The organism is Neisseria sp. P0016.S008 (genome assembly GCF_051957775.1).
GTDB classification, from domain to species: Bacteria; Pseudomonadota; Gammaproteobacteria; order Burkholderiales; family Neisseriaceae; genus Neisseria; species Neisseria flavescens_B.
Window position 1 is genome coordinate 135,857 of the sequence record NZ_JBQCWB010000005.1, and the last position, 21,267, is coordinate 157,123.

Annotated in this window: 19 protein-coding genes and 1 pseudogene; 9 read left to right on the forward strand and 11 right to left on the reverse strand. The window is 47.8% G+C overall.

The window, feature by feature from the left end; translation table 11 throughout:
* Positions 1-167: 167 nt before the first annotated feature.
* Positions 168-1,547 carry an argininosuccinate lyase gene (gene argH / locus ACTHS8_RS08160; RefSeq protein ID WP_036491665.1) on the reverse strand — a complete coding sequence of 460 codons (1,380 nt, stop codon included), beginning with the start codon at positions 1,545-1,547 and terminating at the stop codon, positions 168-170.
* Positions 1,548-1,640: 93 nt separating this feature from the next.
* Between argH and ACTHS8_RS08165 the strand changes: the two genes are divergently transcribed.
* Together ACTHS8_RS08165 and acnB are read left to right on the forward strand one after the other, a co-directional pair.
* Complete coding sequence (locus ACTHS8_RS08165; protein WP_049331614.1) at positions 1,641-2,678, forward strand: sensor histidine kinase; 1,038 nt, start codon at positions 1,641-1,643, stop codon at positions 2,676-2,678.
* A 200-nt stretch (positions 2,679-2,878) separates the two neighbouring features.
* Positions 2,879-5,464: a bifunctional aconitate hydratase 2/2-methylisocitrate dehydratase gene (gene acnB, locus ACTHS8_RS08170; protein ID WP_254321607.1), complete on the forward strand. Its 2,586-nt coding sequence runs from the start codon at positions 2,879-2,881 to the stop codon at positions 5,462-5,464.
* 183 nt (positions 5,465-5,647) lie between these two features.
* On the opposite strand, the gene ACTHS8_RS08175 is transcribed toward acnB, so the two are convergent.
* A complete protein-coding gene (locus tag ACTHS8_RS08175; protein WP_440373459.1) occupies positions 5,648-7,042 on the reverse strand; it encodes a DEAD/DEAH box helicase in 1,395 nt (464 codons plus the stop codon).
* 431 nt (positions 7,043-7,473) lie between these two features.
* Here ACTHS8_RS08175 and ACTHS8_RS08180 point away from each other — a divergent pair, with 431 nt between their 5' ends.
* On the forward strand, positions 7,474-7,809 hold the full coding sequence (locus ACTHS8_RS08180) for a hypothetical protein (protein WP_440373449.1): 336 nt from the start codon (positions 7,474-7,476) through the stop codon (positions 7,807-7,809).
* 205 nt (positions 7,810-8,014) lie between these two features.
* On the opposite strand, the gene clpX is transcribed toward ACTHS8_RS08180, so the two are convergent.
* Positions 8,015-9,280, reverse strand: a complete 1,266-nt coding sequence (gene clpX, locus ACTHS8_RS08185; RefSeq protein ID WP_440373450.1) for an ATP-dependent Clp protease ATP-binding subunit ClpX — start codon at positions 9,278-9,280, stop codon at positions 8,015-8,017.
* A gap of 314 nt (positions 9,281-9,594) precedes the next feature.
* Between clpX and ACTHS8_RS08190 the strand changes: the two genes are divergently transcribed.
* Positions 9,595-10,503, forward strand: coding sequence for a serine hydrolase (locus ACTHS8_RS08190; RefSeq protein ID WP_440373460.1), 909 nt, complete (start codon positions 9,595-9,597; stop codon positions 10,501-10,503).
* A gap of 108 nt (positions 10,504-10,611) precedes the next feature.
* The gene (locus ACTHS8_RS08195; protein WP_440373451.1) at positions 10,612-11,385 is read left to right on the forward strand and encodes a M48 family metallopeptidase; all 774 of its coding nucleotides are present in this window, start codon (positions 10,612-10,614) and stop codon (positions 11,383-11,385) included.
* A gap of 61 nt (positions 11,386-11,446) precedes the next feature.
* Here the strand turns inward: ACTHS8_RS08195 and ACTHS8_RS08200 are convergent, their stop codons facing one another.
* On the reverse strand, positions 11,447-11,941 hold the full coding sequence (locus tag ACTHS8_RS08200; protein ID WP_440373452.1) for a DMP19 family protein: 495 nt from the start codon (positions 11,939-11,941) through the stop codon (positions 11,447-11,449).
* Between the two features lie 113 nt (positions 11,942-12,054).
* Between ACTHS8_RS08200 and ACTHS8_RS08205 the strand changes: the two genes are divergently transcribed.
* Complete coding sequence (locus ACTHS8_RS08205; protein ID WP_003745781.1) at positions 12,055-12,252, forward strand: zinc-finger domain-containing protein; 198 nt, start codon at positions 12,055-12,057, stop codon at positions 12,250-12,252.
* Between the two features lie 3 nt (positions 12,253-12,255).
* Entirely contained in the window at positions 12,256-12,612 is a 357-nt protein-coding gene (locus ACTHS8_RS08210; RefSeq protein WP_440373453.1) for a hypothetical protein, read from the forward strand.
* Between the two features lie 6 nt (positions 12,613-12,618).
* Here ACTHS8_RS08210 and mutY read toward each other — a convergent pair whose 3' ends face one another.
* Positions 12,619-13,653 (reverse strand): A/G-specific adenine glycosylase, encoded by a 1,035-nt coding sequence (gene mutY, locus ACTHS8_RS08215; RefSeq protein ID WP_440373454.1) that lies wholly within the window; start codon positions 13,651-13,653, stop codon positions 12,619-12,621.
* Positions 13,654-13,815: 162 nt separating this feature from the next.
* Between mutY and ACTHS8_RS08220 the strand changes: the two genes are divergently transcribed.
* Complete coding sequence (locus tag ACTHS8_RS08220) at positions 13,816-14,856, forward strand: zinc-dependent alcohol dehydrogenase family protein (protein ID WP_296186457.1); 1,041 nt, start codon at positions 13,816-13,818, stop codon at positions 14,854-14,856.
* A 69-nt stretch (positions 14,857-14,925) separates the two neighbouring features.
* Here the strand turns inward: ACTHS8_RS08220 and trmA are convergent, their stop codons facing one another.
* From trmA to ACTHS8_RS08240, 4 genes are all read right to left on the reverse strand, one after another.
* Complete coding sequence (trmA, locus tag ACTHS8_RS08225) at positions 14,926-16,008, reverse strand: tRNA (uridine(54)-C5)-methyltransferase TrmA (protein WP_440373455.1); 1,083 nt, start codon at positions 16,006-16,008, stop codon at positions 14,926-14,928.
* A gap of 117 nt (positions 16,009-16,125) precedes the next feature.
* Positions 16,126-17,628 (reverse strand): phosphate acetyltransferase, encoded by a 1,503-nt coding sequence (pta, locus tag ACTHS8_RS08230; RefSeq protein WP_063067961.1) that lies wholly within the window; start codon positions 17,626-17,628, stop codon positions 16,126-16,128.
* Positions 17,629-18,103: 475 nt separating this feature from the next.
* A complete protein-coding gene (locus ACTHS8_RS08235; RefSeq protein ID WP_004519377.1) occupies positions 18,104-18,739 on the reverse strand; it encodes a DUF805 domain-containing protein in 636 nt (211 codons plus the stop codon).
* An 18-nt stretch (positions 18,740-18,757) separates the two neighbouring features.
* On the reverse strand, positions 18,758-19,066 hold the full coding sequence (locus tag ACTHS8_RS08240) for a hypothetical protein (protein ID WP_003745794.1): 309 nt from the start codon (positions 19,064-19,066) through the stop codon (positions 18,758-18,760).
* A 168-nt stretch (positions 19,067-19,234) separates the two neighbouring features.
* On the opposite strand from ACTHS8_RS08240, the gene ACTHS8_RS08245 reads away from it, so the two are divergent.
* The gene (locus tag ACTHS8_RS08245) at positions 19,235-19,546 is read left to right on the forward strand and encodes a helix-turn-helix domain-containing protein (protein WP_003745796.1); all 312 of its coding nucleotides are present in this window, start codon (positions 19,235-19,237) and stop codon (positions 19,544-19,546) included.
* Positions 19,547-19,647: 101 nt separating this feature from the next.
* On the opposite strand, the gene prfA is transcribed toward ACTHS8_RS08245, so the two are convergent.
* Entirely contained in the window at positions 19,648-20,724 is a 1,077-nt protein-coding gene (gene prfA / locus ACTHS8_RS08250) for a peptide chain release factor 1 (protein ID WP_049329850.1), read from the reverse strand.
* 157 nt (positions 20,725-20,881) lie between these two features.
* A pseudogene (locus ACTHS8_RS08255) lies at positions 20,882-21,267 on the reverse strand (divalent metal cation transporter); the annotation flags it as partial.

Consider the following 21,267-nt stretch of genomic DNA (forward strand, 5'->3'; position numbering starts at 1 on the left):
CCTTGCTCCTTTTGTTTGAAGATGGCGGTAAAGTCAGGAGGCGTGTTTTCTCGTTTGAAGGTAAGTTTAGGTTTATCTGTTTTTATTGTGAGGTTGAGTGTAACATGGGTAATCAAAAGGCCGTCTGAAAATTTTCAGACGGCCTTTTATTGTGTGTTTAGATGGGTTTAAGCCAACAATTCACGCCAGCGTTTGACTTGGAAACGGACTTGTTCAGGCGCAGTGCCGCCCAAGTGGTTGCGCGCGTTTAAGCTGCCTTCGGGTGTCAGCACGCTGTAAACATCGTCGGCGATCAAACCGCTGAAACCTTGCAGGACCTCAAGCGGCAATTCGCTCAAATCAACTCCAGCTTCATCGGCATGGCGCACGGCTTGGGCAACGACTTCGTGGCTGTCGCGGAAAGGCATGCCTTTTTTCACCAAGTAATCCGCCAAGTCGGTAGCCGTTGCAAAACCCTGCATTACGGCGGCGCGCATATTGTCGGGTTTGACGGTTACACCGCGCATCATGTCGGCATAAATGCGCAGGGTGTCGATAAGCGTGTCGGCAGTATCAAACAGTGGCTCTTTGTCTTCCTGATTATCTTTATTATATGCCAAAGGTTGCGATTTCATCAGGGTAACCAGGCCGATCAGGTGGCCAATCACGCGACCGGATTTGCCGCGCACGAGTTCGGGTACGTCGGGATTTTTCTTTTGCGGCATGATGGAAGAGCCGGTGCAGAAACGGTCGGCAATATCGATAAAGCCGAAACGTGGGCTCATCCACAAAATCAATTCTTCGGAAAGGCGGCTCAGGTGAACCATAATCAGAGAAGCGGCAGCCGTGAACTCAATGGCAAAATCGCGGTCAGACACGGCATCGAGCGAGTTTTGGCAGATTTGCTCAAAGCCCAGCAGCTCGGCGGTAATTTCGCGTTGAATCGGGTAGGTAGTACCGGCAAGGGCTGCGGCGCCGAGCGGCATACGGTTGACGCGTTTGCGGCAGTCGGCCATGCGCTCGAAATCGCGGCCGAGCATTTCAACGTAGGCGAGCATGTGATGCCCGAAGCTGACCGGCTGGGCAACTTGCAGGTGGGTAAAGCCTGGCATAACGGTTTCGGCGTTTTGTTCTGCCAAATCAACCAAGGCCGTCTGAAGGTTTTGAATCAGGCTTTGAATAACGGTAATTTGATCGCGCAGCCACAGGCGGATGTCGGTAGCGACTTGGTCGTTGCGGCTGCGGCCGGTGTGCAGGCGTTTGCCGGCATCGCCGATTTTGTCGGTGAGGCGGCGTTCGATGTTCATGTGGACATCTTCCAAATCCAGTGACCAGGAAATCGTTCCTTCTTTGATTTCTGCTATAATCTCGGCCATGCCCTGACGGATGGCGGAGAGGTCGTCTTCGCTCAAAACGCCCGACTGCGTCAGCATTTGCGCGTGTGCCAGCGAGCCTTGGATGTCCCATTCTGCCAGTCGTTTGTCAAAATCAATCGAGCCGGTATATTTTTTGACCAGCTCGGAAACAGGTTCGTTAAAACGGCCTGACCAGGTTTTGTCCTTGCTCATATCAGCATCCTTAAAATATAAATAAAAAAACAGGGTCTACGTCTTCGATATAGCAGACCCGTCTATACATTATGAAAGAAAACGGTTGAAATCATGTCTATTATACGTCAAATAAACCAGAATTTCGCAGTGCCGGATTTGCGCAATTCCGCAACTCTGGTGCGCCTGCTCATTGTTTTGTTAATCAGTTTGTTTATCTTTCCTCTGATGACGGTATCGGGCGTGCCTTATCCGGAACAGATTTTCCAACATTTTTCATGGGCTTGCCCCGTCATCCTCTTAATTTTACTTAAAGTCTATTTCTTACAGGCATTTGCACCGTCCCTGCTTCGCTCGCAGTATAGCGTCGTGGTTTCCTACGTCTCCAATCTGCTGATTTTCTTGTTTGTCGATTTAGTGATTTTGAAGACGGAGATTTGGCCGCTGATTCAACACTTCTTCTTGCTGACCTTTTTTTGTTTCAGTTTCATGTACATCGAAGCAGCCCGCCGCAACAGCCTTGCGCCTTCCATTTCCGAAGCCAGGCTGAGTGCGTTGACGGCGCGTATCCGTCCGCATTTCTTGTTTAACAGCCTGAATGCCGCTATCAGCTTAATCCGTCTGCGTCCGTATGACGCAGAAACTTTGTTGGAGAATTTGGCCAACCTGTTTCGCGCGCAACTGCGCGACGGTAGTCAAAACAGCACTTTGGGGCAGGAAATCGAGTGGGCGCAGGAGTATATTGCCATCGAGCAAATCCGCATGGGACATATGCGCGTACAGGTTATGTGGCAACACCATGCCCCCGACGATGCAGAAACGCCGCATCTGCTGCTGCAACCGCTTTTGGAAAATGCCGTATTCCATGGTGTCGAATCTATCCACCGTCCAGGGATAATTACGGTATTAACAAAATTGGAAAAATCATCTATTTTCATCAGTATCGAAAACCCGTGCGGAACAGAACCTAACGAAAATACCAAGCCGCATAAAGGCAATTCTATGGCTCTGCGCAATCTGAAAGAGCGCCTGACTTTGATGTATGACACCGACGCGAAAATCAGAAACATCCAATCAGACGGCCTGTTCCGCGTTGAAATCATATTGCCGTACCGTAAAAAATCAGCCGAAGTTTCCCGTCTGTTTGGCTAAAACGCATAGAAGAGGGCGGCTTTAGATAGGTTGGACTATTAACACATTAGGCAAAATAGTTTAAATTTATTACATTCAGTAACATAACTGTTCCCATTTTTTGAAAACTGGTCTATGATGCTTAAAAGGATTGTTTACAATCTTTAATTGCAAATCATTTGCAATTGCCCAGAAGAAAAAACAGAAAAAGGAACAAAGAGATGTTAGAAGCCTATCGTAAAGCCGCCGCCGAGCGCGCCGCCCTTGGTATTCCCCCCCTTCCTCTGACTGCTCAGCAGACTGCTGATTTGGTTGAGCTGCTGAAAAATCCACCTGCCGGTGAAGGTGAATTCTTGGTTGAGCTGTTGGCTCACCGTGTACCACCCGGTGTGGACGATGCCGCCAAAGTTAAAGCCTCATTTTTGGCTGCCGTTGCCGAAGGCAGCGCATCCAGTCCGCTGATTTCCCCTGAGTATGCTACCGAGCTGTTGGGTACCATGCTTGGCGGTTACAACATTCATGCACTCATCGAACTCTTGGATAACGACAAACTTGCGCCTATCGCTGCAAATGGTTTGAAACACACTCTGTTGATGTTTGACTCTTTCCACGATGTTCAAGAAAAAGCCGAAAAAGGCAACAAATACGCGCAAGAAGTATTGCAATCCTGGGCAGATGCCGAATGGTTCACTTCTCGCGCCAAAGTTCCAGAAAAAATCACTGTTACCGTCTTCAAAGTCGACGGTGAAACCAATACAGACGACCTTTCTCCTGCACCTGATGCATGGAGCCGTCCTGATATCCCTCTGCATGCGCTGGCGATGTTGAAAAACCCGCGCGACGGCATCAATCCTGACAAACCGGGTGAAGTCGGTCCGATTAAATTGTTGGAAGAACTCAAAGCCAAAGGCCATCCTGTTGCTTACGTCGGCGATGTGGTCGGTACCGGTTCTTCACGCAAATCTGCTACCAACTCTGTAATTTGGCATACAGGCGAAGATATTCCATTCGTACCGAACAAACGTTTCGGCGGCGTATGCCTGGGTGGCAAAATTGCTCCTATTTTCTTCAACACTCAAGAAGACTCCGGCGCATTGCCGATTGAAGTCGATGTATCTGCTCTGAAAATGGGCGATGTCGTCGATATCCTGCCTTATGAAGGCAAAATCGTGAAAAACGGCGAAACTGTTGCCGAGTTCAGCCTGAAATCTCAAGTATTGCTGGACGAAGTACAAGCCGGCGGCCGTATCAACCTGATTATCGGTCGCGGCCTGACTGCCAAAGCGCGCGAAGCACTGAAACTGCCTGCTTCTACTGAGTTCCGTCTGCCTCAAGCGCCTGCCGAAAGCAAAGCCGGTTTCACCTTGGCCCAAAAAATGGTTGGCCGTGCTTGTGGTCTGCCGGAAGGCAAAGGCGTGCGTCCGGGTACTTACTGCGAACCACGCATGACTACTGTCGGCTCGCAAGATACTACCGGTCCGATGACTCGCGATGAATTGAAAGACTTAGCTTGCTTGGGCTTCTCAGCAGATATGGTAATGCAGTCTTTCTGTCACACTGCCGCTTATCCGAAACCTGTCGATGTCAGAACCCATAAAGAATTGCCTGCCTTCATTTCTACCCGTGGCGGTGTATCCCTGCGTCCGGGTGACGGCGTGATTCACTCATGGCTCAACCGTCTGCTGCTGCCTGATACAGTCGGTACCGGCGGCGACAGCCACACCCGTTTCCCTATCGGTATTTCTTTCCCTGCAGGTTCGGGCTTGGTTGCTTTCGCAGCAGCCACAGGCGTAATGCCGCTCGATATGCCTGAGTCCGTATTGGTACGCTTCAGCGGCAAACTGCAACCGGGCGTAACCCTGCGCGACTTGGTAAATGCAATTCCGCTTTACGCGATTAAACAAGGTTTGCTGACTGTTGCCAAAGCCGGTAAGAAAAACATCTTCTCCGGCCGCATCCTCGAAATCGAAGGCCTGCCTGATTTGAAAGTGGAACAAGCCTTTGAATTGACTGACGCGTCTGCCGAACGCTCTGCTGCTGGCTGTACCGTGAAGCTCAACAAAGAGCCGATTATCGAGTACATGAAATCCAATATTGTGTTGATGAAAAACATGATTGCCGACGGCTATCAAGATTCACGCACTTTGGAACGCCGTATCAAAGCCATGGAAGCATGGTTGGCAAATCCTGAATTGCTCGAAGCGGATAAAGATGCCGAATACGCCGCCGTGATTGAAATCAACATGGACGACATTAAAGAGCCGATTATTGCTTGCCCGAACGACCCTGACGACGTGTGCTTCATGTCTGAACGCTCCGGCACCAAAATCGACGAAGTGTTCATCGGTTCTTGTATGACCAACATCGGCCACTTCCGCGCCGCCTCCAAACTCTTGGAAGGCAAGAGCGACATCCCGGTACGTCTGTGGATGGCACCGCCGACCAAAATGGATGCGAAAGAGTTGTCTGACGAAGGTCACTACGGTGTACTCGGCCGTGCAGGCGCGCGTATGGAAATGCCGGGTTGCTCATTGTGTATGGGTAACCAAGCGCAAGTACACGAAGGTGCGACTGTAATGTCCACTTCTACCCGTAACTTCCCGAACCGCTTGGGTAAAAACACCTTTGTTTACCTCGGCTCGGCTGAGTTGGCGGCAATCTGCTCCAAACTGGGTAAAATCCCGACTGTTGAAGAATACCAAGCCAATATCGGTATCATCAACGAACAGGGTGACCAAATCTACCGCTACATGAACTTCAATGAAATCGACAGCTACAACGAAGTAGCCGAGAAAGTGAATGTTTAATATAGTAAGGTAAACCGATTTTCAGACGGCCTTAAATAATAAAGGCCGTCTGAAACGGAAAAATAAAGGGCGTGTTCATCACGTCCTTTTTATTTTTAGTTCAATAAAAGGCCGTCTGAAAGATAAGTTTCAGACGGCCTTTGCTTAGGATAAATAATCAGAAAACCGATTAATCAGCGTTGTTTACTTTACGCCAAAACCAGGTTGGAGCAGGGCGCAAGGCTGACGCTCGTGACGGCTGTGGCGTGTTCTGCCGGCAATTTTGCCGCAGACAATACCCGGATCGTTTTTCTCTTCTGCTTTTTTCGAGTTTTTGTCTGATTTACTCGCGTATTCGTTGCGTTTGTTTCTATCATCGCGGCGAGATCGGCTGTCGTTGTGCTGAACCGGTTGTGCTTCGGCTTCATCTTGATTGTCGTTGCCCCACCAATGCGGCTCAAAGCCTTCGATGCGTTCCACATTCAAATCGCTGCCGATCAGCTCTTTAATGGATTCAAACATTTTCTGTTCGGTTTTATCCATCAAGGAAATGGCAACGCCGTCGGCACCGGCCCGGCCGGTACGTCCGATGCGGTGGACGTAGTCTTCAGGTTGGGTTGGCAGCTCGTAGTTGATGACGAAAGGCAACTCGGCAATATCCAGGCCGCGCGCTGCAACGTCAGTGGCAACCAAAACGCGTAATGTACCTTCTTTAAAGGCGTTGAGGGTTTCCAGTCGGCTTTGTTGGGATTTGTCGCCGTGGATGGATTGCGCAGCAATGTTGCGACGGACGAGGTCTCGGGTAACTTGATCGACACTTTGTTTGGTTTTGCAGAATACAATGACTTGATTCATATGCAAATCAACAATCAAACGTTCGAGCAAGCTGCGTTTTTTGAGTGCATCAACGGCAATGATGTGTTGCTCGACATTGGCGTTGGTGGTGTTTTGCGCAGCCACTTCAACCATTTCAGGCGTGTGCATAAAATCTTGCGCAAGCTTGCGTATAGGCGGTGAGAAAGTGGCGGAGAAAAGCAGGGTTTGTCGCTGTTTAGGCAACATCTGCATGATTTTGCGGATATCGTCGATGAAACCCATATCAAGCATACGGTCGGCTTCGTCGAGTACGACGATTTCAACTTTGTTTAAATTGATGTTTTTTTGCTTGATGTGGTCGAGCAGTCGGCCAACCGTCGCGACAACGATTTCGCAACCGGCGCGCAAGTCGGCAGTTTGTTTGTCCATATTGACGCCGCCGAAGAGGACGGTATGGCGCAAAGGAAGATTTTTAATGTATGCCTGTACGTTTTGGTCAATTTGATCGGCCAGTTCGCGGGTCGGGGTTAATACCAACATGCGGACAGGGTGCATGGCAGGGGAGGTGCTGGATGTGGCGTAGCGTTTCAGGCGTTCGAGGCTGGGCAGCATAAAGGCGGCGGTTTTACCTGTGCCGGTTTGTGCCGCGGCCAAAAGGTCGTGTCCTGCCAAGGCTTTAGGAATCGCTGCAGCTTGGATAGGCGTCGGGTTTTCATAACCCTGATCGGTCAGGGCAGAGACTAATTCGCTGCCTAAACCGAGTGAAGAGAAAGGATTCATGATGCTGGCTTTCTGTTCAGACGGCCTTTGGAATGATGAGGCCGTCTGAAAAATCTGATTCTGAAATGGACAAACCGCAGTATGATTTTGATTCTGCGGTTTGAAAAAAAATGGGGAGCGGAACAATCCGTCAAGTAGTCCATTATGCCATAAAAAGAGGGACTCCCCAAATGATGGTTGCGGCTAGAAACAGCCATATTTTGATATTTTTACAGTTCAAAAACAGAAAAATTTACCGGCCTGCAAGGTTTTGAGTTTATTAGGAATTAAGCATTTGTCTTAACGTCAATAGAATTAATTTATCAAAAACTTACAGGCTGAAATGAAACTAAATTGTACTCACGTACTCAATATTGAGGTGCAGAGCTTGTTTTGTAGCCTGTATCTCCCGTTTAACGGTAAACCATAAAATCAAAATTTAGGAATATACAATTATGAAAACTTTATTAATCGCTCTTGCAACCGGTAGCCTGATGTTGGCAGCTTGTTCTTCTTCCAAACCTGAAGAAGCGGCAGCGCCACGCATCACTGTTGAAGAAGCAATGACTCAATGTCAACAAGCATCTGGTGAAAATGCTGATCGCGCTGTATTTGATGCCTGCATGAAAGGCAAAGGCTATCAACGTACGGCTGAATCAGCTGCCTCCGAACCTGCTGCATCTGAGCCTGTAGCTGATTCTGAAACTGCCGCTCCTGAAGCTGCGGCTTCTGAGCCTGCCGCCAAAGCTGCTCCTGCTAAAAAAGCAGCTGTTAAGAAAGCAAAAAAATAAGTGTCAAAAAATTCAAGGAAGTCACTCTCATCAATACTCCGGATGAAGACAGACTTAGAGCAACTTGAAAACAAAGGCCGTCTGAGTATATTTCAGACGGCCTTTGTTTTTTATGCATAAGACCATTATTCAAAGATATGCTTTTGGTTTTATAAAGAAAATAAAAAAGACGTGTAACGGGTACACGTCTTTTTAGGGAATGGCCTTATTGCTTATATTCGCTGCCGTCTTCGCGGAAAAGTTTTGGCTGATCGCCTTTTTCCACCACTTCTTTATTGATGACGACTTTTGCTACGCCTTTCAAATCTGGCAGGGCGTACATGGTGTCCAAGAGGCAGCGTTCGACGATAGAGCGCAGGCCGCGCGCACCGGTCTTACGTTCCATCGCCAGTTTGGCGATGCTGCGCAAGGCATCTTCTTCAAACTCAAGACCGACATCTTCCATTGCAAACAAGGTTTGATATTGTTTGACCAAGGCGTTTTTCGGTTCGGTCAAAATGTTGACCAAAGCATCTTCGTCCAATTCTGCCAATGTGGCAATCACGGGCAGACGGCCGATAAGCTCGGGAATCAAACCGAATTTAATTAAGTCTTCAGGCTCGACTGTTTCAAACAGTGCTGAAATATCGGCGTTTTCATCTTTGCTGTGCACCGCTGCACCAAAGCCGATACCGCCTTTTTCAGTACGTTGTCGGATGACTTTTTCCAAGCCGGCAAATGCACCGCCGCAGATAAAGAGGATGTTGGTGGTATCAACGTTGATGAATTCTTGGTTTGGATGTTTGCGGCCACCTTGCGGAGGAACGCTCGCTACCGTGCCTTCAATCAGTTTCAGCAGGGCTTGTTGCACGCCTTCGCCGGATACGTCGCGCGTGATGGACGGATTGTCGCTTTTGCGTGAAATTTTATCGATTTCATCGATATAAACGATGCCGCGTTGGGCTTTTTCAACGTCAAAATCACATTTGCCCAAAAGTTTGGTGATGATTTGTTCGACGTCTTCACCGACATAACCTGCTTCGGTCAAAGTTGTGGCATCCGCCATGACAAAAGGTACATCCAGTTTGCGCGCCAAAGATTGCGCCAACAGGGTTTTACCTGAGCCGGTAGGGCCGATAAGCAGGATATTGGATTTGGACAATTCAACTTTGCCCTCTGCTTTCGGGTGGCGCAGGCGTTTGTAGTGGTTGTAAACCGATACCGCCAACGCTTTTTTTGCGTGTTCCTGACCGATAACGTGGTCGTTGAGGTTGGCAACGATTTCGGCCGGGGTAGGCAGTTTTTTCTCGGCGTTTTCTTCTTTCGCTTTGGCAAGCTCGTTTTCAATCTCGCCGGATTCGTTGTCTTGCAGCATCATGCTGCAAGTTTCTACACATTCGTTACAGATGAAGGCGTGTTCGCCTTCGATCAGATTTTTAACGTCGTTTTCGGACTTCCCGCAGAATGAACAGGTGCGTTTTTCTTCAGACATAATAATTTCTTCGTATGGTTGTATGGAGGCTGTGTTGTAAAGGGGGAACAGATATTTCGGGCGTATTGCCGGATTGAGGGAATGTCTCTGACAAAGGAGCCTAAGTATAATGACTATCTTGTGTTTTTTCAAATCAGAGCAGGCATTGCGCCGTATCGTCTAAGAAACAGATGCGGGCGCTGGATTTGAATATCTCGCAAACAAACGCAAAGTTTTCTCAACTCGCTTTACAATTAGCGAAAAATTTAACAGAATGTTGAATTAAATGTATTTTTTTTGAATTGGCAGATATGAAATTCTATAAAACTTTAGGAATGGTATGGACAGGTGTGGCATTGGCCTTTGCTTCTGCACCTGCTGTTGCCGATGATATGGATGTATTGGGACAATTTTTGGAGCAAAATTTCCCAGTGCAAAATGACCCGATGGAAGCTTTTGCGTTGAGTCATGCCGGCCAAGTCGAAGCTCAAGCCGCTTTGGCAGGTCCTCTGCTGTCTTCGCAATCTGCTTTGATTTTCAATAATAAAACCGGTGAAGTGCTGTATCAGAAAAACCCTGATCGTGTCATGCCGATTGCCTCTATTTCCAAATTGATGAGCGCGATGGTGGTGTTGGATGCGCATCTGGATATGAACGAGCCTATCACGATTACTGAGGCTGAAATCGACCGTTTGAAAGGTACGGGTAGCCGTTTGAGCATCGGTACGACGCTGACACGCGGCGAATTATTGCACCTGAGCCTGATGAGCAGTGAAAACCGTGCTACCCATGCATTGGGCCGTACCTATCCGGGCGGTATGAGCGCGTTCGTTGCGGCTATGAATGCCAAAGCACAAAGCCTGGGCATGACCAGCAGCCGTTTCTATGAGCCTACCGGTTTGAATTTCCAAAACGTTTCTACTGCACGCGATTTGAACCGCATGGTTGCGGCAGCCAGCAAATATCCGCTGATCCGCAAAAATTCTACTTCAAATTACGGCTCGGTTTGGACGGCAAATGGTCGTCAAAACTATAAAAACTCCAATGCCTTGGTGCGTGAGGGTAGCTGGAATATCGAATTGCAGAAGACCGGCTATATTCGTGAAGCAGGACGTTCTATGGTGGTTAAGGCCAATGTACAGAATCAGCCGATTACCATTGTGTTGCTCAACTCTCCGTCTTCAACAACCCGCGTAAATGATGCGCGTAAGATTGAGTCTTGGATGTCGCAGCGCCGTTCTTAAATATTATGTTTAAAGGCCGTCTGAAACCGTTCAGACGGCCTTTTGTGTAAAGTGTATTAAATTTGGGTACAATGTCGTTACATTAACTTAAAAACACAGAGAGAAAACATGTTGAAAAAATGGAATAAAAAATATTGGGCCGGCATGGGCGTGATTTTGGCGTTGACCGGCTGTACTTCTGTAGCGGATATGGTTGGCTACGATACTGCGACTTTAAATGAAGACGCGGCTAAAAGTTACTCACAAGTCATTCAAAAAGCGCGTGGTCAAAAAGCTTTGGATGTTTCATCTCCGACTGCTCAACGCGTTCAACGCGTGTTTGCACGTCTGCGTCCTCATGCTGAGCGCGCCAACAAAACCGGCGTGCCTTTTAACTGGCAGATGAACGTTATCCGCAGTGATGAAATGAACGCATGGGCAATGCCGGGCGGTAAAATGGCTGTGTACACCGGCATAGTAGAAAAATTGAAGCTGACGGATGATGAAATTGCCGCCGTTGTCGGCCATGAGATGACCCATGCTTTGTTGGAACACAGTAAAAAAGCTTTGGGCGGACAAGTATTGACCGGCTTGGGCGGTTCGATTTTGGCCAGCTCAACCGGTGTAGATGGTGATTTGGTCGGCTTGGGTGCAGATTTGTTGGCGACCAAACCGTTCTCACGCCATCAGGAAAGCGAAGCGGATGCCGGCGGTGTGCGTTTGATGGCTGAAGCAGGCTACAATCCTGAGGCTGCGGTAAGCGTGTGGGAAAAAATGAACAAAGTACAGGGCGGCAGCTCATTGGCTATTTTGTCGACCCACCCGACCAATCAGGCGCGTATCAATGCAATCCGCAAAATGTTGCCTGAAGTGATGCCGATTTATCAGAAAAACAAACGTTAATTTGACGTATTGATGATTTTGCCGGTTTGAACAGATGATTCAAACCGGCAAAGTTTTATTCTTAGCCTGACAGTTTGGCAAATTTATCCCAATTTGCCTGAACGTAGGCTGCCGCAGTTTCCAAGTCTTCGTCGGCGACGTCATAATAATCGCCGTCAAGCTCTTCAAAATCGGAAAAAGCTTTGCGGATTTCGTCGAAATCCCTTTGTTCGTCTGCCATTTTTTCAATGGCTTCGCCGTGTTTTTCGTACAAGGTTTTGGCTTTGTCTAAGATTCTCGGTATCGGCTTGATGCGCCAGCGGCGCAGACTGTCGGCAACCGGATTGCCGAAGATATATTCTCCGTATCCTGAAGCGATAAGCTGTACGAAGCCGCCTTCTTGAACTTGGCTGTCGAGGTAGCAAAGGGCGGTCAATGTATGCTGTTCGTCGTTGAGGCCGGACATTTCCTCGTCGCCTGCCTGTTCGGTGTGATCCAAATAGGCTGCGCTGAGTGTATAAAGAAATGAAGCGGAATCGGAAGTATCAAAATCTTGAAGGCGGAGCAGGGTGGTCATAATCATCAAAGGCCGTCTGAAAAAAGTGATTATATAATGTTTTCAGTCTGAACCTAGCGGCCGTTTTGCTTTACAATATCGGAAGATAAGAAAACATAGTGAGGAACCAAACCATGAGTACACAGTCTGAAAAAAACGTTGTAGTCATCAAGCCGCAGGATTTGCCGTTGCATTGCTCCGGCCCTAATCATGAAACGTGGAACGGCCATCCGCGTGTGTTCTTGCCGATTCAGTCCAACAGTGAGATTGAATGCCCGTATTGTGGCACTTATTACCGTCTTGATGGCGAGATTCCGCATCACCATTACTAATCTATGCCTATGTTGAACAAAATTATCTGCGCTTTGTGTGTGAGTTTGTGCGCTGCGTGCGGCTCGTACAAGGCTGTGCGCCCTGATGCGCCGTTACCGGTCATTGCACAGGCGCAGACGTATTCTGTCCGTTATCAATCCGCACAAGGTCGGACGATTACTGCAATTTATATCAACAGCCACAGCCCGATGATGGTTGAGTTGCGTGAAGGCAATACGGTTGAGAAACTGGTGCAAGTCCATTTGCGGAGTCAGGGCGTCGAGTATGCCAATCCAAGCTCGCGTTGGCAAATTGGCGATGGGTTTGCCGTACTGATTCGCGGCGGAAAAGAAGTTGTATTTAAAGAGATTGTGGAATAGGGCAGTTTAGCCTTTTGCCAAATATTTGATTAAAGGTTTGGGCAAGCCATAATCCGCCAAATGTTCTGCTGATACCCAAAGGCCGTCTGAAAGATGTTCAGACGGCCTTTGTTGCGTCTGAAAAGGGGTAATCATCAATAAGCGGTGGGTTAAGCGATGGGTAAACGTGGTTTGTTCTTCAAGGCCGTCTGAAACAATGCCGAAGCGTTCGGCGTAAGCATACAAATCGTCTAATTTTTCAAAACAGGGTACGCAATATAGACCGCCCCAAATGCCTTTGGCAGGGCGTTTCTCAAGCAATAATGCGCCGTCAGCGTTATGAATAATCAGCCAATAAAGCGGTAGGGTTTGCACTTCGGGAGCAGTTTTTTTGCGCGGCAGCTCGGCGATGCGATTTTGCTTTTTTGCTTCGCAGATGTCCGCCATCGGGCATTGATGGCACAAGGGTTTTGTTCGTTTGCACACGGTTGCACCCAAGTCCATCAAACCTTGCGTGTAGGCGGGCATATCGGCGTTTTCAGACGGCAGCAGGCTTTCAGCAAGCGCCCAAAGCGAGTTTTCAAATTTTTTGTCTTGCGGATTGCCGTCTTGGGCAAAGACACGGCAGAGAACGCGTTTGACGTTGCCGTCCAAGATGGTTTCGCGGCGTTTGAAAGCAAAGGCAGAAATGGCGGCGGCGGTACTTCTGCCTACGCCGCAGAGCGTTTCCAAGTCTTTGCGTTCGGGCGGAAAGATACCGCCGAATTGTCCGACGACTTGTTGTGCGGCTTTGTGCAGGTTGCGTGCGCGGCTGTAATAGCCCAAGCCTGCCCACAAGGATAAAACCTCGTCTTGCGGCGCGGCGGCAAGCGATTGCACGGTCGGGAATTTGGCTAAGAAACGTGGATAGTAGTCCAATACGGTAGCAACCTGCGTTTGTTGGAGCATGATTTCTGAAAGCCAGACGGAATAGGGGTCTTTGACCTGCCAAGGCAAGTCGTGACGGCCATGCTGCCGCTGCCAATCGATGAGTCGTCGCGCGAAGGATGTGGGTATGTTCATTAATATTTAATTTTTAATTATTTATTTTTAAAACAGTATGTTACACTATGACATATAAAATAATAATCAGGATTGACTTATCTTGTGGAGGGGTATATAAATATAGTTAACGTGAATTTACGCTGTATTGTTAAAGTTTATTAACCGTTCAAGGAGATTCACATGAAAGCAATGGTTTATCATGGCGCAAACGACATCCGTTTCGAAGAAAAACCCCGCCCTCAAATTATCGATCCGACCGATGCAGTCGTCAAAATCGTTAAAACCACGATTTGCGGTACTGACTTGGGTATTTGGAAGGGTAAAAACCCTGAAGTTGCCGACGGTCGCATTCTCGGCCATGAGGGCATCGGTATTGTAGAAGAAGTCGGCGATGCTGTAAAAAACATCAAAGTCGGTGATAAAGTCATTATTTCATGTGTCAGCAAATGCTGTACTTGCGACAACTGTAAAATCCAACTTTATTCACACTGCCGCAACGGCGGTTGGATCTTGGGCTATATGATTGACGGTACTCAGGCAGAATACGTCCGTACGCCTTATGCCGACAACAGCTTGGTTCCGCTGCCTGACAACGTCAACGAAGAAGTTGCCCTGCTGTTGAGCGATGCCCTGCCGACCGCCCACGAAATCGGCGTGCAATATGGCGATGTGAAACCTGGCGATACCGTATTCATTGCCGGTGCCGGCCCTGTCGGTATGTCTGCGTTGCTGACTGCTCAACTGTATAGCCCTGCCGCCATCATCGTTTGCGATATGGACGAAAACCGCTTGAAACTGGCGAAAGAATTGGGCGCAACCCATACCATCAGCCCTGCTTCCGGCGATGTGAGCAAGCAAGTTGCCGACATTGTTGGCGAAGACGGCGTAGATTGCGCCATCGAAGCGGTCGGTATCCCTGCAACTTGGAATATGTGCCAAGACATTGTGAAACCCGGCGGTCATATCGCTGTGGTTGGTGTACATGGCCAATCTGTTGATTTCAAACTGGAAAAACTGTGGATTAAAAACCTTGCCATCACTACCGGCCTGGTTAACGCCAATACCACCGAAATGCTGATGAAAGCCATTTCCAGCAGCTCAGTGGATTACACCAAAATGATGACCCACCATTTCAAATTCAGCGAATTGGAAAAAGCTTACGATGTATTCAAACACGCTGCTGAAAACCAAGCCATGAAAGTGGTTTTGGAAGCGGATTGATTTGAAAATCGCTTAATATGCCCTTAATTAAAGGCCGTCTGAACATTCAGACGGCCTTTTTGTATGGTTTTATTTTTTCTTCAACCAAACGCCGCTTTCAATATGGTGGGTAAATGGGAATTGGTCGAATAAAGCAGCGCGTTCGATGGTATGGGTTTGACAGAGTGTGTCGAGATTGGCGCGCAGAGTCTCAGGATTGCATGAAATATAGAGGACATTGTCGAATCGGGCAACCAATTTGAGCGTCTCATCATCAACACCGGCGCGTGGAGGATCGACAAAAATAGTTGAAAAATCATAGTTTTTCAAGTCGATGCCTTGTTCTTGCAGGCGGCGGAATTCACGGTTTTGCGTGTAGGCCTCGGTAAACTCTTCCGCAGACAGGCGGGCGATTTTGAGGTTGGTAATTTGGTTGGCTTCAATATTCCATTGGGCGGCATTGACGGAAGTTTTGGAAACTTCGGTCGCCAGCACCTGATTGAAATGTTGTGAAAGCGGCAGGGTGAAATTGCCGTTGCCGCAATATAGCTCAAGCAGGTCTTTGCCTAAGTTTTGCGCGGCATCACACGCCCAAGTCAGCATTTTTTGGCATACTTGGGCATTGGGTTGGGTAAAGCTGCCCTCGATTTGACGATAGCGGAAGGTTTTGCCGTTGACTTCCAACGCTTCGGTCACAAAATCTTGGCTTAATACGATTTTTTGTCCGCGGCTGCGGCCGATGATGTGGATGCCCAAATTGTGCGCCAGCTCTTGCGCGGCTTGTTGCCATGCGTCGTTCAGCTTCTTGTGGTAAATCATGGTAACCAGCATTTCGCCGCTTAAAGTGGACAAAAATTCGACGGCGTACCAGCGGTTTTTCAGCTCGGGATGATTGGACGCGGCTTCAATCAGTTTCGGCATCAAGGTATTGATGGATTCGGATGCGGCAGGAAATTGGTCGCAACGGATCAGGCTTGCCCCGTTTGCTTTTTGCCCGCGCTCAAACATGGCGTAAAACATTTCGCCGCCCTCATGCCAGATACGGAACTCGGCACGCATCCTGTAATGCTGTTCCGGAGATTCAAAGACTTCGATTTCAGGGAAATCCAGTCCTTGGAAAAGTTGCTGAAGATATTGCTTTTTGTCGGCTAGTTGTTGCTGGTAGGCAGTCATTGGGGCAGTCTTTCAGAAAATAATGGCGAATTATAATATAGTTGGCGCAAAGATACGAAAGGCCGTCTGAAACATCGGTTTCAGACGGCCTTTGATTTCAAAGCATCAGCTTGTCAATCAGCCTTGCATTTGTTTGGCTTGAACGGCAGTCAGGGCGATGGTGAAGACGATGTCTTCAATCAATGCGCCACGGGACAAGTCGTTAACCGGTTTGCGCAAACCTTGCAACAACGGGCCTACGCTCAGGACGTTGGCGCTGCGTTGTACGGCTTTGTAAGTACAGTTGCCAGTATTGAGGTCTGGGAAAACCAAAACGGTTGCTTGACCGGCAACAGCGCTGCCCGGAGCTTTGGATTTGCCGATGGATGGAACGGTAGCCGCATCGTATTGCAGCGGGCCTTCGATGGCCAAATCAGGGCGTTTTTCTTTCGCCAGTTTGGTTGCTTCGATCACTGCATCGACATCAGGGCCGCTGCCCGAGTTGATGGTAGAGTAGGAAATCATGGCTACTTTTGGATCGATACCAAAGGCTTTGGCACTGTCGGCAGATTGAATGGCGATGTCGGCCAGTTGTTCAGGCGTTGGGTTCGGGTTAACCGCGCAGTCGCCGAATGCCAATACTTGGTTAGGCAGCAACATGAAGAATACGCTGGATACGAGGCTTGCACCCGGAGCGGTTTTAATCAGTTGCAGGGCAGGACGGATGGTGTTGGCAGTGGTGTGGACTGCGCCGGAAACCAAACCGTCCACGTCGTTTTGAGCCATCATCATGGTACCCAGTACGACGGTATCTTGCAGCTGTTTGCGAGCATCTTCCGGAGTCAGGCCTTTGGATTTGCGCAATTCGCACATTGGCTCGACGTATTGCTCAACCAAAGAGGCAGGATCGATGATTTCCAAAGAATCAGGCAGGGAAATGCCACGCTCTTTAGCTACGGCTTCAACTTCTTCGCGGGTCGCCAACAGTACGCAACGGGCGATGCCTTTTTCGTGACAGATAGCGGCAGCGGCGACGGTGCGTGGTTCTGCGCCTTCAGGCAGGACGATGCGCATATCGGCTTTGCGGGCAAAATCGATCAGGTTGTAGCGGAATTGGGCTGGAGACAGGCGTTTGGCTTCGCGTTTGGCCAAAGCGGATACGTCTTGTAGGTTGTCGCTGGAGCCGAAGAAAGTCAGGCCGGTTTGCTCGGCAACTTGTGCGCCTAAAGCGGCTGCTGCGCCGTCAATGATAAAGCCTTCCAATAAGCCTGGGGAGTTAGTGTAGAGCTGTTTGGCGAGGTTTAATTGTTGGGCGATGGCGGCCGCGTCGGTATTGTCGGATTTCAGCGCCAATACAACGCCAGCGTCTAAAGACAGCGCCAATTCGACGTTTTTGCCTGCCAAGAACAATTTGTCTGCATCAGGAGTGATGCCTTCGATAACGAGATTGTCTGCATTCAATGCTGCAACTTTACCGACAAGCGCGTCAAACCAGTCGTCGCTCTTGCCTTGAGCCAACAGGGTTTCTGTAGTGGAGTCAACGGCTTGGAAAACTTGCGCATTCAATGCCGCTGCAAATGCTTTTGCCGCTGCATCGGCGCTCAGGCCGGTAGATACCGGTGCGATCAGGATTTTTGCCATTTTGTGTCCTCTCTTTCGGTGATTGTAGAAGGGTGTTGCTGTTGTGCAGCTGGTGCTGCATTTTATCACTTTGGGATAACATATACACGGTCATATTGACATATGTCATCAGGCCGTCTGAAAAGTATAAACGCAATGGACCAAATCCATCAATCCCCCATTGCCGCCAAAAGCTCGGCTTGATGCTCGGCAATCAGGGCATCATGATTTTCTCTAAAAGTATCAGTTTACATATTTACTCAAAATAAATATTTTTTAATTTTAAAAAAGATCGCACTATTTTAAATATACTGTTCATAGGGGAAATTCTGGTATTCAGGTAATTTAGAAATGGAGATCAGTGATTGAAGGTTAAGTCATAATTTTTGGAAGTATTAGAGTATCAGTAAAATAGAAATGAGTAAGACAAAGTTTGATTAATTCATTGGGAAAGGCTATCTGAAATTTTTGTTTCAGATGGCCTTACTCTAGAAGGTTAGTTTTCAGGCATACTACCCCATTGATTATCCCCATTGAAGGATGGTTGGCACATCAAAACAATTAGCCAGATTGGGCCAATAATAGGAATAAGTATAATGAGAAACCACCAACCTGATTTTCCTATATCATGGAGACGGCGAATAACGACAGATAAAGATGGAATAATTACAGCTAGAGCAAATAGGTAATATAGGAGGAAGAAAATATCTCCAAGACTTCTGCTAATTTCAGACATTATTATTGCGACAATAAAAATGGAAAAATCTGCAATTATTCTAAAGAGTGTATATCCCCAAAATTCTCGTTTGGATGCTCTCCCTGAAAATTGTGCATAACGTTTAGATAGCGTTTCCAAAAATAAGGCAAACAGTGATAATTGTCCATTTTCATTTCTGGATTGCGCCACAGTATTGAATGCATTTACGACATTATTAGATGAACTGCTATTTAGTGCCTTGTAAATACCAATAGCCTGACCATCTCCATTAATATCAAAATCAACATTCATGCCTCGAGTAGGAATGTTTTGTTCTTTCCATTCTTCGCTTTTAAATGGATAACGCTTACCATCCTCCCCGTTGATCAGACCACCACCGTTTTGAATTGAAAAGTCTAAAATTTGTCCCTTCATTTGTATCACTCCTAATATTTAATTAATTTCTAAGTAGAAACTACTTTTATCTTTATTCTGCCATTTGATTGAGTAAGTGATGTTTTCACTTCCTTTTGTTGTGGTCAATTTGGCAGAACATACTCTTATTTCGGCATCATGATTAACGGCAGTTTCTTCCACATCATCCAATGAAACAAATTGACCTAAAAGAAATGAGCGTTGGTTAATGATTTTTTTAACCAAATCTTCTGCATCACTTGAACCGCATGAAGGTAAGCCCCCCATACAACCAGTTAATAACATCACTGGTAAAATCCCAGCAAAGAGATAGTGTTTAATTTTCATTTGGTCACCTCAAGATTTAAAGTTTCATAAAAATAGAAAAGTACAGTAAAACTGTATGAAGTATTGCATTTAAGTATTTTTATGTCAAGAAGTACAGCAATACAATTTTAATTGAATCTATTTCTCTCTAATATCTTTTGCATGAATATAAGTCGTGCAATTAGATTTTTGAGAAAACAAAAAGGTTGGACACAGCAGCAACTTGCTGATTTTGCAAATACTTCGAAAAGTAATATCTCCAATCTTGAGAATGGTAATCAAGGATACAGTGAGGCTATCTTAAAATATCTTGCTGATGCATTGGGATGCCGTGTTTCGTCTATTTTTCTGCTAGCAGAATACTTGGAAAGACAGCAAAACAATACATTAAAGGATTTAGAAGAAATGCCGGTCGAACTGATTTTTTTACAACTTCCTGAACCTTTACAACAGTCTTTTAAATTATTGATGATCCAGACTTTGGAGCAAATCTCAAAATAAATACTGTTTTATAGGTTTGTTTGTTTTTAAATAAAAGCCGTCTGAAATTTACATTTCAGACGGCTTTTATATTGGTAATGATGATCAGAGTGAGGCAAATATCAATCCCCCATGGCCGCCAAAAGCTCGGCTTGATGCTCGGCAATCAGGGCATTGGTGATTTCTTCCAAATCGCCGTCCATCACAAAATCCAGTTTGTGCAGGGTAAGGTTGATGCGGTGGTCGGTCACGCGGCCTTGCGGGTAGTTGTAGGTGCGGATGCGTTCGCTGCGGTCGCCGCTGCCGATCAGGGATTTGCGTTCGGCGGCTTCTTTGGCTTGGGCTTCACGTTTTTGTGCATCGTTTAAGCGGGCGGCGAGGACTTTCATCGCCTGCGCCTTGTTGGCGTGTTGGCTGCGGCCGTCTTGGCATTCGACTACCATGCCTGTCGGTAAGTGGGTAATGCGGACGGCGGAGTCGGTTTTGTTGATGTGCTGACCGCCCGCGCCGGATGCGCGGAAGGTGTCGATGCGCAGGTCGGCCGGATTCAGTTCAATGTCTTCGAGTTCGTCCGCTTCGGGCATGACGGCGACGGTACAGGCGGAGGTGTGGATACGGCCTTGGCTTTCGGTGGCAGGAACGCGTTGTACGCGGTGACCACCCGATTCAAATTTCAGACGGCTGTATGCGCCCAAGCCGATAATGCGGGCGATAACTTCTTTATAGCCGCCCAACTCGCTTTCGTTGGCGGACACGATTTCAACCTGCCAGCGGTTGCGCTCGGCGTAGCGGCTGTACATACGCAGTAAATCGCCTGCAAACAGCGCGGCTTCGTCGCCACCGGTACCGGCGCGCACTTCAATAAAGATGTTTTTGTCGTCATCGGCATCTTTTGGCAACAGCAGTTTTTGCAATTCGGTATCGAGTTCGTCGATTTTGGCTTTTGCCGCTTCGATTTCTTCGGCGGCAAAGTCTTTCATTTCAGGGTCGGACAGCATTTCTTCGGCATCTGCCAAGTCGCTTTGCGCCAGCTGATAGTTTTGGAAGACTTCGACGACGGGGGTCAGTTCGGCGTGTTCGCGTGTGAGTTTACGGTAATTGTCCATGTCGGACGTGGCTTCAGGCTGACCGAGTAGGTGCGTGACTTCTTCCAGTCGGTCGCTGAGTTGTTGTAGTTTTTCTAAGATAGACGGCTTCATAAGTTTTCCAAAATACGGATGCCGTCGGGTGGTCTGCAACGGCGAAATAAGGAGTCATTATAATGGGTTTGAATGAAAATTCAAAAAGATATGATTGATTGTAAAGGCCGTCTGAAACCTGTTTTTAAGTTTCAGACGGCCTTTTTTCCATGTGGGTTTATTTAGGCGCAGCCAAAATGCCTGTTTGGTTCAGTAGGAACAAAACGGTAAAGCCGGTCAAATAAATCAAACCGATAATGGCGAGGAAGTTCATGCCCATGGTCAGTTTGTGGCGTTTGTCGCCTTTGACGAGGCGGTAGTTCAACCAAGCGAACACAGGGGCGGCAACGAAAGCAGTAATCATAGCGAATTTGAGCAGCTCGGCCATCGCGCTGTTGAACCAGAAAATCACGGCCAAGCCTGAGCCTGCAACCCAGACGTTCCAAGCAAACAGTTCGACGTTGCCGGTTTTATCTTTACCGCGCAACAGGCGTACCGGTTCGGCAATCGCGCGTGCGTAGCCGTCCACTACGGTAATGGTGGTGCCGTACATGCAGGCGAAGG